This window comes from Micromonospora sp. WMMD980, from assembly GCF_029626035.1.
Lineage (GTDB): Bacteria > Actinomycetota > Actinomycetes > Mycobacteriales > Micromonosporaceae > Micromonospora.
In genome coordinates this window covers 3098558-3112343 of the sequence record NZ_JARUBE010000003.1, presented here as the reverse complement: position 1 = coordinate 3112343, position 13786 = coordinate 3098558, and the positions used below count along the sequence as shown (strand labels likewise).

At 73.0% G+C, this 13786-nt stretch carries 17 protein-coding genes and 1 pseudogene; 3 read left to right on the top strand and 15 right to left on the bottom strand.

All coding sequences use genetic code 11. From position 1 onward, the window contains the following. Positions 1 to 141: 141 nt before the first annotated feature. Positions 142 to 867 carry a protein phosphatase 2C domain-containing protein gene (locus O7618_RS14550; protein ID WP_278106627.1) on the top strand — a complete coding sequence of 242 codons (726 nt, stop codon included), beginning with the start codon at positions 142 to 144 and terminating at the stop codon, positions 865 to 867. Between the two features lie 10 nt (positions 868 to 877). Here the strand turns inward: O7618_RS14550 and O7618_RS14545 are convergent, their stop codons facing one another. Both O7618_RS14545 and O7618_RS14540 read right to left on the bottom strand, forming a co-directional pair. Continuing rightward, positions 878 to 3595 carry an ATP-dependent helicase C-terminal domain-containing protein gene (locus O7618_RS14545; RefSeq protein ID WP_278106626.1) on the bottom strand — a complete coding sequence of 906 codons (2718 nt, stop codon included), beginning with the start codon at positions 3593 to 3595 and terminating at the stop codon, positions 878 to 880. A 215-nt stretch (positions 3596 to 3810) separates the two neighbouring features. Continuing rightward, positions 3811 to 4629, bottom strand: coding sequence for a SigB/SigF/SigG family RNA polymerase sigma factor (locus O7618_RS14540; RefSeq protein ID WP_278106625.1), 819 nt, complete (start codon positions 4627 to 4629; stop codon positions 3811 to 3813). A 298-nt stretch (positions 4630 to 4927) separates the two neighbouring features. Here O7618_RS14540 and O7618_RS14535 point away from each other — a divergent pair, with 298 nt between their 5' ends. Further along, a complete protein-coding gene (locus O7618_RS14535) occupies positions 4928 to 5662 on the top strand; it encodes a hypothetical protein (RefSeq protein ID WP_278106624.1) in 735 nt (244 codons plus the stop codon). Here the strand turns inward: O7618_RS14535 and O7618_RS14530 are convergent. Beyond that, positions 5611 to 7200: a phospholipase D-like domain-containing protein gene (locus O7618_RS14530; RefSeq protein WP_278106623.1), complete on the bottom strand. Its 1590-nt coding sequence runs from the start codon at positions 7198 to 7200 to the stop codon at positions 5611 to 5613. The genes O7618_RS14535 and O7618_RS14530 overlap by 52 nt on opposite strands. Positions 7201 to 7345: 145 nt before the next feature. On the opposite strand from O7618_RS14530, the gene O7618_RS14525 reads away from it, so the two are divergent. Further along, positions 7346 to 7474 (top strand): hypothetical protein, encoded by a 129-nt coding sequence (locus tag O7618_RS14525; protein WP_278106622.1) that lies wholly within the window; start codon positions 7346 to 7348, stop codon positions 7472 to 7474. A 50-nt stretch (positions 7475 to 7524) separates the two neighbouring features. Here the strand turns inward: O7618_RS14525 and O7618_RS14520 are convergent. The 12 genes and pseudogenes from O7618_RS14520 to O7618_RS14465 all read right to left on the bottom strand — a co-directional run. Continuing rightward, positions 7525 to 8163, bottom strand: a pseudogene (locus tag O7618_RS14520) (pirin-like C-terminal cupin domain-containing protein); the annotation flags it as partial. Positions 8164 to 8248: 85 nt separating this feature from the next. Next, positions 8249 to 8581, bottom strand: coding sequence for a hypothetical protein (locus O7618_RS14515; protein WP_278106621.1), 333 nt, complete (start codon positions 8579 to 8581; stop codon positions 8249 to 8251). A 129-nt stretch (positions 8582 to 8710) separates the two neighbouring features. Then, entirely contained in the window at positions 8711 to 9535 is an 825-nt protein-coding gene (locus O7618_RS14510; RefSeq protein WP_278106620.1) for a hypothetical protein, read from the bottom strand. Further along, the gene (locus O7618_RS14505; protein ID WP_278106619.1) at positions 9532 to 9672 is read right to left on the bottom strand and encodes a hypothetical protein; all 141 of its coding nucleotides are present in this window, start codon (positions 9670 to 9672) and stop codon (positions 9532 to 9534) included. The genes O7618_RS14510 and O7618_RS14505 overlap by 4 nt, the downstream gene beginning before the upstream one ends. Positions 9673 to 9704: 32 nt before the next feature. Next, entirely contained in the window at positions 9705 to 10184 is a 480-nt protein-coding gene (locus O7618_RS14500) for a hypothetical protein (RefSeq protein WP_278106618.1), read from the bottom strand. Between the two features lie 28 nt (positions 10185 to 10212). Continuing rightward, positions 10213 to 10467, bottom strand: a complete 255-nt coding sequence (locus tag O7618_RS14495; protein WP_278106617.1) for a hypothetical protein — start codon at positions 10465 to 10467, stop codon at positions 10213 to 10215. A 114-nt stretch (positions 10468 to 10581) separates the two neighbouring features. After that, positions 10582 to 11085, bottom strand: coding sequence for a hypothetical protein (locus O7618_RS14490; protein WP_278106616.1), 504 nt, complete (start codon positions 11083 to 11085; stop codon positions 10582 to 10584). A gap of 20 nt (positions 11086 to 11105) precedes the next feature. Beyond that, on the bottom strand, positions 11106 to 11687 hold the full coding sequence (locus O7618_RS14485) for a SprT-like domain-containing protein (RefSeq protein ID WP_278106615.1): 582 nt from the start codon (positions 11685 to 11687) through the stop codon (positions 11106 to 11108). A 57-nt stretch (positions 11688 to 11744) separates the two neighbouring features. Then, the gene (locus tag O7618_RS14480) at positions 11745 to 12065 is read right to left on the bottom strand and encodes a hypothetical protein (protein WP_278106614.1); all 321 of its coding nucleotides are present in this window, start codon (positions 12063 to 12065) and stop codon (positions 11745 to 11747) included. A gap of 13 nt (positions 12066 to 12078) precedes the next feature. Then, on the bottom strand, positions 12079 to 12390 hold the full coding sequence (locus tag O7618_RS14475) for a hypothetical protein (protein WP_278106613.1): 312 nt from the start codon (positions 12388 to 12390) through the stop codon (positions 12079 to 12081). 53 nt (positions 12391 to 12443) lie between these two features. After that, on the bottom strand, positions 12444 to 12602 hold the full coding sequence (locus O7618_RS14470) for a hypothetical protein (protein WP_278106612.1): 159 nt from the start codon (positions 12600 to 12602) through the stop codon (positions 12444 to 12446). Between the two features lie 96 nt (positions 12603 to 12698). Then, positions 12699 to 13463: a hypothetical protein gene (locus O7618_RS14465; protein WP_278106611.1), complete on the bottom strand. Its 765-nt coding sequence runs from the start codon at positions 13461 to 13463 to the stop codon at positions 12699 to 12701. Positions 13464 to 13786: the final 323 nt, after the last annotated feature.

Below are 13786 nucleotides of genomic sequence, written 5' to 3'. Positions count from 1 at the left end.
TTTCCACCGCGTTCCGTCGCTGTCAATCGATCCGATCCGATGGCGGTCCTGCGCCCGTGCGCAGTGAGATTCACCGCGCCACGTACGATGATGGTGATCTCCTAGAGACAACCGAGTCCTCGACCTGGCAGGCTGCGTCCCATGACCCTGAAGCTTCGTTCCGCCGGAGCGAGCGACCGTGGGCTGATCCGCAGCGGCAACCAGGACGCCCAGCACGCCGGTCCCTGGCTGGTCGCGGTCGCCGACGGCATGGGCGGCATGGCGGCGGGCGACCTGGCCAGCCGCATCGCGATCGACGCGATCGCCCCGCTGGACGTGGAGACGCCGGAGGACGCATTGGTCGCCGCGTTGCAGGGCGCCATCGAGCGGGCCACCGTGGGGATCCGCCAGGCGGTCGAGGAGGACCCGGAGCGCCAGGGCATGGGCACCACGCTGACCGCGCTGCTGTTCGCCCGCACCGGCAGCTGCCTGGCGCTGGCGCACGTCGGCGACTCCCGGGCCTACCTGTTCCGCGAGGGCGTGCTCAAGCAGGTCACCCGCGACGACACGTTCGTGCAGATGCTCGTCGACCAGGGCCTGATCACCCCCGACCAGGCGAGCAGCCACCCCCGCCGCGCGGTGGTGACCCAGGCGTTGCAGGGCGACCAGGTCTCCCCGGCGTACGCGACAATGGTGCCCCGCGCCGGCGACCGCTGGCTGCTGTGCAGCGACGGCCTCTCCAACGTGGTCCGCGCCGACACCCTCACCGAGGTCCTCGGGGAGCGCCTGGAACGGGACGCCTGCGCGGCCCGGCTCATCGACCTCGCGCTGCGGGCCGGCGGCCCGGACAACATCACCGTGGTCGTCGCCGACGTCGTGGAGGAGTGAGCCGCGCGGCTCAGCGCCGGCGCGGGCTGGCCCGGCGGGTCGGCTCGGCCGTGGTCGGGTCCTCCGGCCACGGGTGCCGCGGGTAGCGCCCGCGCAGCTCCGCCCGCACCTGGGGATAGCCGCCGCGCCAGAACGACACCAGGTCGGCGGTGACCGCCACCGGCCGGCCGGCGGGGGAGAGCAGGTGCAGCAGCACCGGCACCCGCCCGTCGGCGATCCGGGGCACGTCCCGCCAGCCGAACGTCTCCTGGAGCTTCACCGCGAGCACCGGCGCCGCCGGGTCGGTGTAGTCCACCCGGACCCGTGAGCCGCTCGGCACCGGCAGCCGCTCCGGCGCCAGCTCGTCGAGCCGGGCCACCTGCCGCCAGTCGAGCAGCCGGCGCAACGCCGCGGCCACGTCCACCCGGGCCAGGTCGGCCCGGCGGCGGGCCCGGGCCAGCTCCGGCCCGAGCCAGACCGGCGCGGCGTCGAGCAGCGCCGCGTCGGACACGTCCGGCCAGTCGCCGCCGAGCGCCTGCCGGCAGAAGGCCAGCCGGCGGCGCAGCGCGGTCGCCTCCGGGGTCCACCGCAGCAGCCCCGGCCCCTCCTGCCGCAGCCCGTCGAGCACCGCCGCGGCGACCAGCTCCGGGCCGGGCGCGGCGAGCGGCCGGTCGAGCAGCACGACGGCGCCCAGCCGGACCACCTCCCGGGCCACCACGTCCCCACCGGACCAGGCGACCTCCCGCCCGTCGCGCAGCAGCGCCGCGCCGGCCTCGCGGGCGGTGGCCTCGTCGATCGGCGCGGCCAGCCGCACCCGGGCGGCGGGCGCGCCGGGGGAGCGGTCGGCCACCGCGACGGCCAGCCACGTCGACCCGGCCAGCCCCGACCCGGCCGCCAGCTCCGCCTCGGTCCCGCCCGCCATGAGGTACGCGGACCCGTCGGCCCGCCGCACCCGGGCCAGCCGCTCCGGGTACGCCAACCCGGCCAGCAGCCCCGCGGCCAGATCGTCGGGCAGCGGCCCCGGCCGGCCGCCGGCCTCGTTCGCATCTCGCCCGGGTCGGCCGCCGGTCCTCCCGGAGGCCGGCTGCGGTCGGCCGTCGGCTGACCCGGCGGGCAGCTCCGGCTGGTCGGCGGTCCGTCGCGGTCGGCCGTCGGCCGGCAGAGCCGCGCGCAGGCGGCGTACCTCGGCACGCCAGCGCCCGGTGGCGGCCGGGTCGGTGGCGGCGCGCAGCCGCCGCCACCGGGCCGGCAGGTCGTCCCCGGCGCCGCCCAGCGTCTCCTCGGCGAGCACCGCCACCACCTCGGCGGCCCGGTCGACGCCCACCCGCGACGCGCCGTCGAGAAGCGCCCGGGCCAGCCGGGGATGGGCACCGACCGCCGCGATCGCGCGGCCCCGCGCGGTGACCCGGCCGTCGGCATCGACCGCGCCGAGCGTGGTCAGCGTCTCCCGGGCGACGGTCAGCGCGGCCGTGGGCGGCGGGTCGGGCAGGGCCAGGCCGGTGCCGTCGGGCACGCCCCAGGCGGCCAACTCCAGCGCGAACCCGGTCAGGTCGGCGGTGGCGATCTCCGGCTCGGGCTGCGCGGCGAGCCGGGCGTGTGACGCCTCCGACCAGCAGCGGTACACCGTGCCCGGCGCCTCCCGCCCGGCCCGGCCGGCCCGCTGGGTCGCCGCGGCCCGGGACACCGGCACGGTGACCAGCGCGCCCAGCCCGCGGGCCAGGTCGGTACGCGGCACCCGGCTGAGTCCGGCGTCCACCACCACCCGTACCCCGGGCACGGTCAGGCTGCTCTCCGCCACGGCGGTGGCCAGCACGACCCGCCGCGAGACCCCGGCGGCGCCGGTTCCGGCGCTGGTCGCTGGCGTTCCGCCGGCTCGGGAGCTTCCGCCTCCCGCGTCAGCGGCTTCGGCGGCAGGCGCTCCGGTCGGTGCCAGCGCCGCGTCCTGGGCGGCCGCGGAGAGTCGACCGTGCAGCGGCAGCACCGCGACGGTGTCGCGCAGGTCCGCCAGCCGCCCGGCGACGGCCGCGATCTCACCGGCACCGGGCAGGAAGACCAGCACGTCGCCGGCGCGTTCGCGCAGCGCCCGGCGGACCGTGGCGGCCACGTGGTCCAGCAGCGCCGGGTCCACCCGGCCCGCACCCGCCGGGACGACCGGACGCGGTGGCGGCGTCCACACCCGCTCGACCGGGTGCAGGGCGGCCTCGGCCCGCACGATCGGCGCGGGCTCGTCACCGCCGAGCAGCGCGGCGAACCGGTCCGCCTGCGGGGTCGCGGACATCGCGAGCAGCCAGAGGTCGGGACGCAGGGTGGCCCGGGCCTCCACACTGAACGCCAGTGCCAGATCGGCGTCGAGCTGACGCTCGTGGCACTCGTCGAGCAGGATCGCGCCCACCCCGGGCAGCTCCGGGTCGTGGTGCAGTCGGCGTACCAGCAGACCGGTGGTGACCACCTCGACCCGGGTACGCGGTCCGCCGCGGCGCTCGCCGCGTACCGCGTAGCCGATCCGTTCACCGACCCGCTCGCCGAGCAGGGCGGCCATCCGGTGCGCGGCGGCGCGGGCGGCCACCCGCCGGGGCTGGGCGATCACCACCCGCCCGGCGACCGCGTCCGCGACCGCGAGCGGCGCGGTGGTGGTCTTGCCGGTCCCCGGTGGCGCCACCAGCACGCCGACGCCCCGCTGCCGCAGCGCGGCGACCAGCGTGGGCAGCACCGGCCGGACCGGCAGGTCGAGGGACACGTCAGCGAGCACGCCCCCACTCTCGCACCTGCGCAAGGAGGGGCCCCCTGTTAACGCCTCCGGTAGAGGTAGGGCCCCCTGTTGACGCCCGAGGTGGAGGTGCCGGCCGCACCTGCCGCGACGATCGTCAGCGGCCCCGGTTGTCAAGCCCCGCGCCAGGACGAGTGAGAAGGGGCCCCCTCTCTACCGGAGGCGTTAACAGGGGGCCCCTCCTTACACGCCGACCGCTAGTAGGTGCCGTCGAGCTGACCGCGCAGCTTGGTCAGCGCCCGGGCCAGCAGGCGGGACACGTGCATCTGCGAGACACCGATCTGCTCGGCGATCTGCGACTGGGTGAGGTTGCCGTAGAAGCGCAGCGTGAGGATCTTCTGCTCGCGCCGGTCGAGCGTGGCCAGCGCCGGGCCGAGGGCGACCCGCATCTCGGCCAGCTCGAACTCGCCGTCCTCGCCGCCGAGCAGGTCGCCCAGCTCGGTGGCGCGCTCGCCGTCCCCGGTCGGGGTGGACAGCGACACCGCGTTGTAGGCGCGGGCGCCCTCCAGGCCCTCCAGCACCTCTTCCTCGGTGACCTTGAGGTGGGCGGCGATGTCGGCGACCGTGGGCGAGCGACCGAGCGTCTGGAGCAGCGTGCTGTTGGCGTCGGAGATCGCCAGGCGCAGCTCCTGGAGCCGGCGCGGCACCCGAATGTCCCAGGTGCGGTCGCGGAAGTGCCGCTTGAGCTCGCCGATGATGGTGGGGATGGCGTAGCCGGCGAAGTCGACGCCGCGGGACGGGTCGAACTTGTCGATCGCCTTGATCAGGCCGATCGCGGCGGTCTGGGTCAGGTCGTCGTTGGGCTCGCCGCGACCGCTGTAGCGGTGGGCGAGGTGGTTGGCCAGCGGCAGCCACGCCTCGATGGCGCGGTCGCGCAGGGCGGCCCGCGAGGGGTGGTGCGCCGGCAGCGCCGCCATCGCGTCGAGCAGGGCGGCGGCGCTGCCGGTGCGGCTGTCGAGCTTCGCGGAGCCGGCCGGTCTGGTTGTCGCCGGGGCGCTCATCGTGTGGGCGGTCATGGTGGTCCTCCCTGCACCTCGTCCGCGGAGAAAAAAGAAGAGACGCTTAGGTTCATGTTTAAGTGGTCCGTTCGGGAGCAACCGTAACCTGTTCGGTCGAAAAAAAGCCAGCCGAAAGTACGATGCACTTAAGGTGCATCAGGTTAGAAAAACCCTGAACGAGAGCATAATCGGCGCAGATGGTCCGCCGAACGGTCAAGGGAGAACCCGACAGGTGGCGGGCACTGTCGACTTTCTGTCGTTGTCCCGCCGATGGGACCGCCCGTAGCGTCCGTGTGGACACGTCTACGGAGGCACCGTGCTGGATCCCGCCGCGCCGCAACTCGTCATCAACGCCCGGACGCTGCTGTTCAGCTGGCTTCCGGCGGACCCCGACGCGGCCGCGGCGTTGGTTCCCGCCGCGCTCTGCCCGCATCCGGAGCGGCAGGTCTTCTCCTGCCAGTACGTGGTCGACGACGAGACGCAGACCTCGGGCTTCGGCGCCTACTCGCTGACCTACCTGGGCGTCTCACTGGCGGGCATGGCGCCACCGGACGGGGAGACCCCGGGCGGCTGGTGGGCGCACTACCTGGCGTCGAGCACCCGGGTCCGGCAGTACGCCGCCGCCCGTGGCGCCCCCGCCACGGAGGGCGTGACGCGGCTCGAGCTGCGGGGCGGCCGACTCACCGCGGAAACCTGGGCCGACGGCCGGCCGCTGATCCGGGTCACCGCCCGGGCCGGTGACACCGGCACCGCGGCCCACAGCGGCCACCACCGCTACCTCACCCGCCGCGACGGGGAACTGGTCGTCACCGACTATCCGTACGTGGCCGAGCCGGTCTCGCCGTTCGAGGTGGAGTCGGTGGAGTTCCTGGTGCCCGAGCACCCGGTCTACGCGCTGCGCCCGGCCAACCCGCTGCACGTCTGCTGGGGGTTCTACTCACCCCGGGTGTCCTTCGCCTACCCGGCCCGACCGGAATTACCGGTCGAGCCGAAGCCGGGTCACCAGGTGCCGGCGCGCCGGGCCCGCAGCGGCCTGCCGTCCGGGTCGTAGACGAGCCGGTACGCCGGCAGTGCCCAGACCCGCGTACGCCAGGGCAGTCGTTCGGGGCGGTGCGGCCGCAACCGGCCGGGCGGACGGGGTCCGACGCGACCGCCGGCGTGCCAGCGGTCGAGTGCCTCGGCCGCCGCGTCGATCGCCGCCACCGCGTCCGCCGGGTCCAGCAGGTCGTCGTCCTGCGCGCCGTCCGGATCGCGGTCCAGGTGCTCGCGCCACAGCCGCAGTCGCAGGTCGCGGGCGAAGACGCGGGCGCCGTCGCCCAGCCCGGCCGGGTCGACGGGCGCCCGCTCGTCGCGGGTGTCGTCGAGCACGGCGCAGGACAGCTCGCTGTCGTGGGTCCAGGAGCGGCGGTTGAAGTTGTCGCTGCCCACGCTGGTCCAGACGTCGTCCACCACGCAGACCTTGGCATGCACGTAGACCGGGTTTCCCTCGTGGTTCTCCACGTCGAAGACGTGCACCCGTGCCGGAGCGGCCCGTTGGCACAGTGACAGCGCCTGCTCGCGGCCCACCATGTTCGGCGGCAGCGCCAGCCGGCCGTCTACGTCGGGATGCCGGGGCACCACGGCCACCAGGTGCAGTTCCGGATGCTCGCGCAGGGCCTGGGCGAACAGCTCGGCCACCTCGGTGGACCAGAGGTACTGGTCCTCCAGGTAGATCAGCCGCCGGGCCCGGCGGACCGCCTTGGTGTAGCCGCGGGCCACGGTGCGCTCGCCGTCCGGGGCGAACGAGTAGCGCGGGCGGACCGCCGGGTAGGTGCGCAGCACCTGCACGTGGTGCGGGCCGAGCGGCGGCGGGTCGGCCGGCTGCGCGGGCAGCGGGTCCGGGGTGAGGTCCGAGTCGCGCATCCGGTCCCGCAGGTAGGCGAACGGGTTCTCCGAGTCCAGCGGCATCGGGTCGGTCCACCGCTCGCGGAACGTGGTGTCGAGCGCGCCGACCACCGGGCCGCGCAGCGCGAGCTGCACGTCGTGCCAGGGTGGGGTCGGGCCGTACCGGGGGGACATGCCCACCGCCTGCGGGTCGCCGGCGTGCGTGGCGTCGTCCCGGCGGCTGTGGCACAGGTCGATGCCGCCGGCGAACGCGACGTCCCGGCTCGGGTCGTCGGGGCGGCGCAGCACCACCAGCTTCTGGTGGTGCGAGCCGCCGCGCCGGACCCGCTGGTCGAGCAGCACCTCACCGCCGGCCGCGCGGAGCGTCTCGCTGAGGTCGCGGTTCTCCGCCTCGCTGTAGGAGAGGGGGTCGAGGTGGGAGCGCCAGATCAGCCCCTTGACGATCACCCCGCGCTGGGCGGCCCGGGCGAAGAGTTGGACCACGGTCGGCCCGTCCGGACGCATCAGCTCGTCCGGGTCGCCGCGCCAGTCGGTGAAGAACAGGTGGTCACCGGCGCGCAGTGCCTCCACCTCGCTGACCAGCCGGTCGAAGTACGCGGCGCCGTGAATGAGCGGCTCGACGAGGTTTCCATCGGTCCAGACGGGTAACTCGGACCTCGGGTTGGCGCGTTCCTGTGCGGTGAGAAACCAGTCCCGCAAGGTCACGTTTCCATCCTCCCGAGGTCGATGACGTCCTCACACGGTAGGACCCCCGGTCGGGCCCCGCACCACGACGCAGCAGGTCGGCGGCGGTGGCATGCGCCTGGGGTACCCCGGACCCCTGGACCCCGAAACTCAAGGAGGCACCGACATGCCCGCCGAGACGACGAACACCGTGACCGACGGCCGCGACCGGGCGGTGGAGGGGGAGCGGGGTGCGCTGGTGGCGGTCCTGTTGATGGTGATCCTCGGGGTGGCCGGGATCTTCGCCGTCTCCTGAGCCGCCCGGGCGCACCGGCGAACCGGAGCGCCCGGGCGTTCTCCACCGGGTCAGGGGCGGTCGCCCGGGCCGTCGCTGTGCGGCACCCGCCCGCTCGGAACCACCCCGAGCCGGCCGGCCTGGAAGTCCTCCACCGCCTGGATCAGCTCGGCCCGGGTGTTCATCACGAACGGGCCGTAGTGCGCCACCGGCTCACGGATCGGTTGCCCGCCCATGAGATACAGCTCCAACGTCGGGGTGTTGCCGTCCTGCGTGCGGTCGGCGGTGATCCGCAGCGCGTCGCCGGGCCCGTGCACGGCGAGCTGGCCGAGCCGGATCGGCTGCCGGTCGGTGCCCACCGTGCCCCGGCCGGCGAGCACGTAGACCAGCGCGTTGAAGTCGGCCCGCCAGGGCAGGCTCAGCTCCGCGCCGGGCTGCAACGTCACGTGCGCGATGGTGATCGGGGTGTGGGTCGAGCCCGGACCCCGGTGCCCGGCGACCGCACCGGCGATCACCCGGATCAGGCCGCCGCCGTCCGGCGTGGTCAGCAGCGCCGACTCCCGGCCGCGGATGTCCTGGTAGCGCGGGGCACTCATCTTGGCCACCCGGGGCAGGTTGACCCAGAGCTGCAGGCCGTGGAACAGGCCGCCGCTCATCACCAGGTGCTCCGGCGGCGCCTCGATGTGCAGCAGGCCGCTGCCCACGGAGATACCTACAGACGCACATGGAAAGTCGGGCATACAGCAAAAAGCCCCGCACCCGGGGAGTCCGGGGCGGGGCCTGCGGCCGAGCGGGTCAGACGACCCGCCGCACCTGCTTCTGACGGAAGCAGCGCGGCTCGTACCCGCCCAGGTCGACGGCGACCCACTCGGCGAACGTCTCGACCACCTCGCCCGACAGGCCCTCACCGTCGATGATCTCGACCCGGTCACCGAGGACGGCCGGCTTGCGACGGGCGACCTCGGCGGCCAGAACCTCGGCGGCCCAGTCGTAAGCCAGGTTCTCGCTTACCAGGCGGCGGACGACGGTCACGGCGTGCGCCAGCTCGCCATCCGAGAGGTTCGCGGCGGCGCGGGCAGCGGAAGCCTTGGCGGCCCGGATGTCGGCGGCGGTGACGGTGGCGGTCATGGGTGGCTCCTTCGGTAGGGCCGGCGTTCCGGCGTTGAGATCAGACTAGATGCGTGAGTCGACTCGCGCAAGTATCGAAACGAAAACGCCCGCCCCGGGGGAGTCCAGGGCGGGCGCTCTCGACGTTGGTCACGCGTCAGTGCTGACAAGCTCCAACTTCGGCGGGCTCGACGGCCTCGGGGCGGTGGCCTTCAACGCGTCGCGCAAGGCCCATCGGGACATGCCGAGCATCGTCGCGATGTGCTGCTGCGTCCGGTCGGGGTTCTCCGTCTTTAGCAGCTCGGCCAGCGCGCGAGTTTGCGTCGCCGGACGGCCGCCCGACGGGGCCGGCGGGATCGCGACGGCGGTCGTCAGGATGTCCGGCGTGTTTGGCTCGGCCGGGGCCTCAGTCATCGCCGGGACAACGGCCGGCGCGGGGGTCGGGAGAGGGTCTACGGCGGGCTGGACGGGCTCGGGGGTGTCCTCGGTAGGGGCCGGGGGTTGCGGGCGCTCCTCGGGCCCCTCATCAGGGGTTGCGGGGGTCGTCTCACGCATCGGGGCCTGCGCGGGGTCGGCCGCAGCGAGTGCCCGCTTCCGGGCGGTGAGGATCATCGCGGCCGAGCAGACAGCCAGCAGGCCGTCAATCGCCACCGGGCCCAGGACGACCGTCACCGCGTCTTCGCCGTAGTGCGCGAACAGGCCGGACAGGTGCCGGTAGGACACGATCGCGGCGACCAGGGCGACCAGGCCCACGCCGACGAACCGCAGCAGCGCGTAGCCGGCACCCTTCGGGAAGGCGACCCGCGCTAAGACCTCGATACCGACGAAGAGTAGGACCGGCCACGCGACCGAGAAGACGACCTTCAGCCAAGACGGATCGCCAGCGATGTAGGAGTGTGCGACGTTCGCCGCGACGGACAGCGCGCCGCCGAGGATCGCGCCGAAGTAGGCCCAGCCGCGCCCCGTCGCCTTCACTTCACGCCTCCGTTCTGGCCGGTGCGAAGCCGGGCCTTTAGCTCTTCGCGCTCGCGGATCTCGCGGGCGGCCGGCGTCTCGGGGCGGACGGCGTCGGCGAGCGCGCCAAGGAAGTCACGGATGATGCGGAGCTTCACGAGGTGTCCTTTCGGGAGATAGGGGAGAGGCTTCAGGCGGCCGAGGTCGGGACGGTCCAGCCGCAGGCGCGACGGGTCGGGCGGCCGGTGCCGCGCTTGCCGGGCTTCGGCCAGGTGAACTCGACGTGTCGGCAGACCCAGGCGTCCAGGGTTAGCCGGGCGGGCTGGCCGCAGTGCTCGGGGATGCGGTCCGGGTGTGGGTACGGGGCTTGCGACCCTGCGGCCGGAATGTGGACGATCGAGCGCTGACACGAGCAGCGGAAGTCGTGATCTTTCAGCGAGAGCGGGTCGATGCCGTGCGCCGCGTAGCCCTTGACGACGCACGTCGCGCCCCGGTCTTCAGGCGAGCACATCGCGCGGCCGGTCGTCGCGGAGCGGTACAGGTCGTTCTCCGCGTCCATCGCGACGGGCTGCGCGCACCACTGGCATACGCCGACGGAGGCGAGGTAGGGGCCGGGCACGATTTCGACGCCGTAGCGGTTGACGGCGGTCGCGGTCGGGGCGAGGGTCACGGACTGTCCTTTCGGGATGGGAGGGGCTTCAGGCAGCCGAAGCCGGGCGGCGGGCCATCAGGTCGCGCTGAATGTCGAGCGCCACGGCGCAGACCTCGCGGCCGATCTCCAAGCCCTCTGCGCGGGTCGCGCCAGCGGCAATCGCTTCGTTCGCCAGGTCCACGGCGACGCGGGCGGTGACGGTGCGCAGACCCTCGCCGGCCTCCAAGCCGTCGTAGATCGCGTCCACGGCCCGGAACATCAGGCGCTGGTGGGCGGTGGCGGCGTAGTAGGTGGTCGTCACGGCGTGCTCCTTGCGTGGTTTCCGGCGGTGTATAAACGAGAGTACATGCGTGAGTCGGCTCGCGCAACACGAAGGCCCCGCGCCCGGAGGAAATCCAGGTCACGGGGCCTTGCGTCAGGGGTGGATCGGCCGCACGGGGCAGGTAGCCGCGCCGTTCTTCAACGCCCACCGGCCGGCCGGCTCGTAGCCGATCGCCGCCAGCGCGGCGGCCAGCCGGGACGGGGCGTCCGTAGCGCCGTCGGCGGCGGCCGGCGGTACGGGGCCGGTGCGGTCGCCTGCGGTGATCTCGCTTCCGGGCGTCACGCGGCCGGCGGCGTTCAGGCTTACCGAGGCCCAGACGATGCCAGCCGGCGCGGGGAGCGGGTCCGGGTCGGGGGAGTCCGCGGTGACCTCCTCCGGTGTGGGCGTGGCGGCGAGGAAAACCCGTGTCGTTGGCCCGGCGATGATCTCGCCGAGGTCGGTCACGACGCCCCGCTTGCGCCCGGCCTTGTAGAGCGCGGTCACTGCGGCGACCTGTACGAAGTCCGTCGTCTTCGCCAGCGCGACCGGCCCGGGGGAGGCGTCGACCAGGATTCGCGCGCCCACCTCCAAGGCGCTCACGGTCGTCTGTTCCGTCATTCGTGCTCCTTCCGCGCCGCTCACGCGACGCCCATCGGCTCTTTGTTGCAGGGGCAGATCGGGGCTCCGTACTCGTCGAGCCATTTCCGGGTTGTCCGCGCGGTGTAGCCGCAGTCACCGCACTCGCACTTGATCATCCGGGTTGACTGCTTCTTCTCGCTGCCGCTGACCAGGCTCAGCCGGCCATGCGGGAAGTCGCCTAGGGTCTTCGCGATCGCGGCCAGCCGCCCGGCCAGCTCGTCACCCGCGACGGTGGCGGTCATCTTGCCCGTGAGGCCGATGGCCTTCGCGATCTTCACGAAGCGGCCCTTGTGCTGGTTCGCGCAGTCGTCCACTGCGTGCACCAGCTCATGCGCGAGCGTCGCGAGGATGTCGGCCGGCTTGTCCAGCACGGGCGAGATGAAAATCTGCGCGACCTTGTCACCGGCGAGGCCGGTCGGCCAGCACTGCCCGATCGTGGCGTTCTTCTTGCCCTTGCCGCCGGGCCAGCCGACCGACACGCGCACGGTCGGGATCGTCTCGCCCACCTCCGCGAAGAGCGGGCGCATGGCCTCGACGGCTGCGGTCAGCCATTCCTCGCGGGTGCCGTAGGTCGTCGTCATCGGGGGCTCCTTCGCTGTCCGGGGTGCGTGTAAACGACCGTACTTGCGCGAGTCGTATCACGCAAGTCCGCGAGTCGACACGCGCGGGGTCGACCAACGGCCCGGGGTGTCCGGCGTCAGGCCGGCCCCGATGCCATCCCGCATGTAGCCCGCATATTTCGCGTAGCCGCGCTCCGCTGCCGCCAGGTGAGCCGCAGAGGCACCGGAGGCACGAAGGTAGGCCAGGCGGCCGGCCTTCACCTCGCGGGCCTCTGCGGCGTGCTCTGCGAGCGTCACCCGGCGGTGCGCGCCGGCCCGGAGCATCCCGAGCCGGATCGCCAGCGCACCCGGGCCGGTCGCCCGGCAGGGCCCGCACTCGCACCCGGTCAGCTCGTCCACATACAGAGCGAAGTCAGCGCGCGTCGTAGTCACGGGTAAATCCCCACGGCTCGTCTTCCAGCTCGGCCCGCCACTGCCGCAGCGGTTGCCGATAGCGCTCGCGGTACAGCGCCGGGTACGTCAGGAGAAAGCCGGTGTTCTCCATCGACTGCGAGCCGTCCCGGCGCGGGGCGTAATCCTCGGTGCGCTCTGCCTCGCCCTCGGCGGCGTGCCGGCTGCGGTAGGGGATAGGGGCAACGCCCACCGTGCGGTGTTCCCCGGTGATCTCCCGGACGATGGCGGCCAGCTCGGCGCGGGCCTCGGGTGACTCCCACCCGGTAGGCACCTCCGCAGCCTCGCGCCGTTCGCGCCAGTACGTCCGGAGTCGGGCCCAGAGCCTCACCGACGCGTCCCGGGCCGGGCGGGAAGACCGGTCAGCTCCTCGCGCATCCGGTCGGCGTGGGCGGCGTCCAGCTCGTCCCGCTCCTCGAAGGTCATCAGGTCGTACTCCTCGCGTGCCTCGGGGGTGCGGACGATGTCGGCGTCGAAGAGGTCCATTGGGCGTTTCCTTCCGTGATGTGTGGGACGTTGGGCAAGTCGGCCAGTCGGGGCCGAGGTGTTCAGGCACCCCGACCCCGACTTGCGCGATACGACTCACGCACCAAGCGCGACGCGCATCTTGTCCAGGGCCCGCGTGCGGGTGCGCTGAATCTTCAGCCGGCCGAAGCCGCCGAGGCGGTGCCCAATCTCCGCGTCCGGGACGGTGTCGTACTCCGCGAAGCCGTAGGCCAGTCGGCACACGTCGGCCTCGAAGTCGTTCACAGCCCGGAAGGCGAGGTCCACCAGCACGCGGTCTTCCGCATCGGCGATCTCGCGCGGCCCGGTTACCTCTCCGACGACCGTCGTCGCGGCGTCGCCCCCGTTGATCTCTACTTCCAGATCAAGGGACTCGTCCGCCCGGACGGCGGCGAGCACGTCATAGAACCGATCCGTCGCCAGCTCGAAAGTCGGAGCGATGCGCGCGGCCTCGGCAACGTCCCCGTTCGCGGCCTTCATGACGTTGAAGAACCGCCGCAGCGTGCGCGCCGGCACCGTGAAGCCGTTAGAAGCGTCCGACGCGGCCTCGGTCATCGCGTCGTGAAGACGCACGCGCATCTTGCCGGCCAGGCGGTCCGACTTCTCTGGGTCGTGCGCCGCGATGACTTCCAGGAACCCGAGAAGCGCGGTCTGCCGGGCATCGTCCAGGGACAGCAGCGCGGCGTACTGCGCGGCGGCCGAGTTCAGCGCCGGGACGTACGCGGTGAAGAGCCGAAGCTGAGCCTCACTGTCGCCCTTCTTCGCTGCAGCGATGGCGGCAACCTCCTCGGCGACGGTCAGGCGGACGGCCGGAACAGTCCAAAGCGCATTGAAAGCGGACATAGTTACCCTCCAAAGGGTGTGAGAAGCCCGCCGGGTGTCACTGGCAGTAGTCGAACAGGTGTTCGGGAAAACCCGCGTTAAGGAGAACTTAAGACGCGCGAGTCGACTCACGCAAGTGCAGCGGGCAGGGAGTGAGAGAGTCCGATACGAGGGAGGCACGAACAGGACAAAGGCCCCGGGGGGAAATCCCGGGGCCTTCGTTTTCCCAGCTAGGTCATGCGGTAAGAGAATCGGGCAGAGCGGCAGTGAAGGGCACGCGCGGGACGCCTAGAGCGGATGCGGCGACGACTTCCCAGAGGTGATCAGAGCCCGGCAGGGTCACC

Coding starts and splice junctions, on each gene's coding strand:
- O7618_RS14550 (WP_278106627.1), top strand. CDS start 142: ATGACCCTGAAGCTTCGTTCCGCCGGAGCGAGCGACCGTGGGCTGATC.
- O7618_RS14540 (WP_278106625.1), bottom strand. CDS start 4,629: ATGACCGCCCACACGATGAGCGCCCCGGCGACAACCAGACCGGCCGGC.
- O7618_RS14525 (WP_278106622.1), top strand. CDS start 7,346: ATGCCCGCCGAGACGACGAACACCGTGACCGACGGCCGCGACCGGGCG.
- O7618_RS14515 (WP_278106621.1), bottom strand. CDS start 8,581: ATGACCGCCACCGTCACCGCCGCCGACATCCGGGCCGCCAAGGCTTCC.
- O7618_RS14490 (WP_278106616.1), bottom strand. CDS start 11,085: ATGACGGAACAGACGACCGTGAGCGCCTTGGAGGTGGGCGCGCGAATC.
- O7618_RS14485 (WP_278106615.1), bottom strand. CDS start 11,687: ATGACGACGACCTACGGCACCCGCGAGGAATGGCTGACCGCAGCCGTC.
- O7618_RS14470 (WP_278106612.1), bottom strand. CDS start 12,602: ATGGACCTCTTCGACGCCGACATCGTCCGCACCCCCGAGGCACGCGAG.
- O7618_RS14465 (WP_278106611.1), bottom strand. CDS start 13,463: ATGTCCGCTTTCAATGCGCTTTGGACTGTTCCGGCCGTCCGCCTGACC.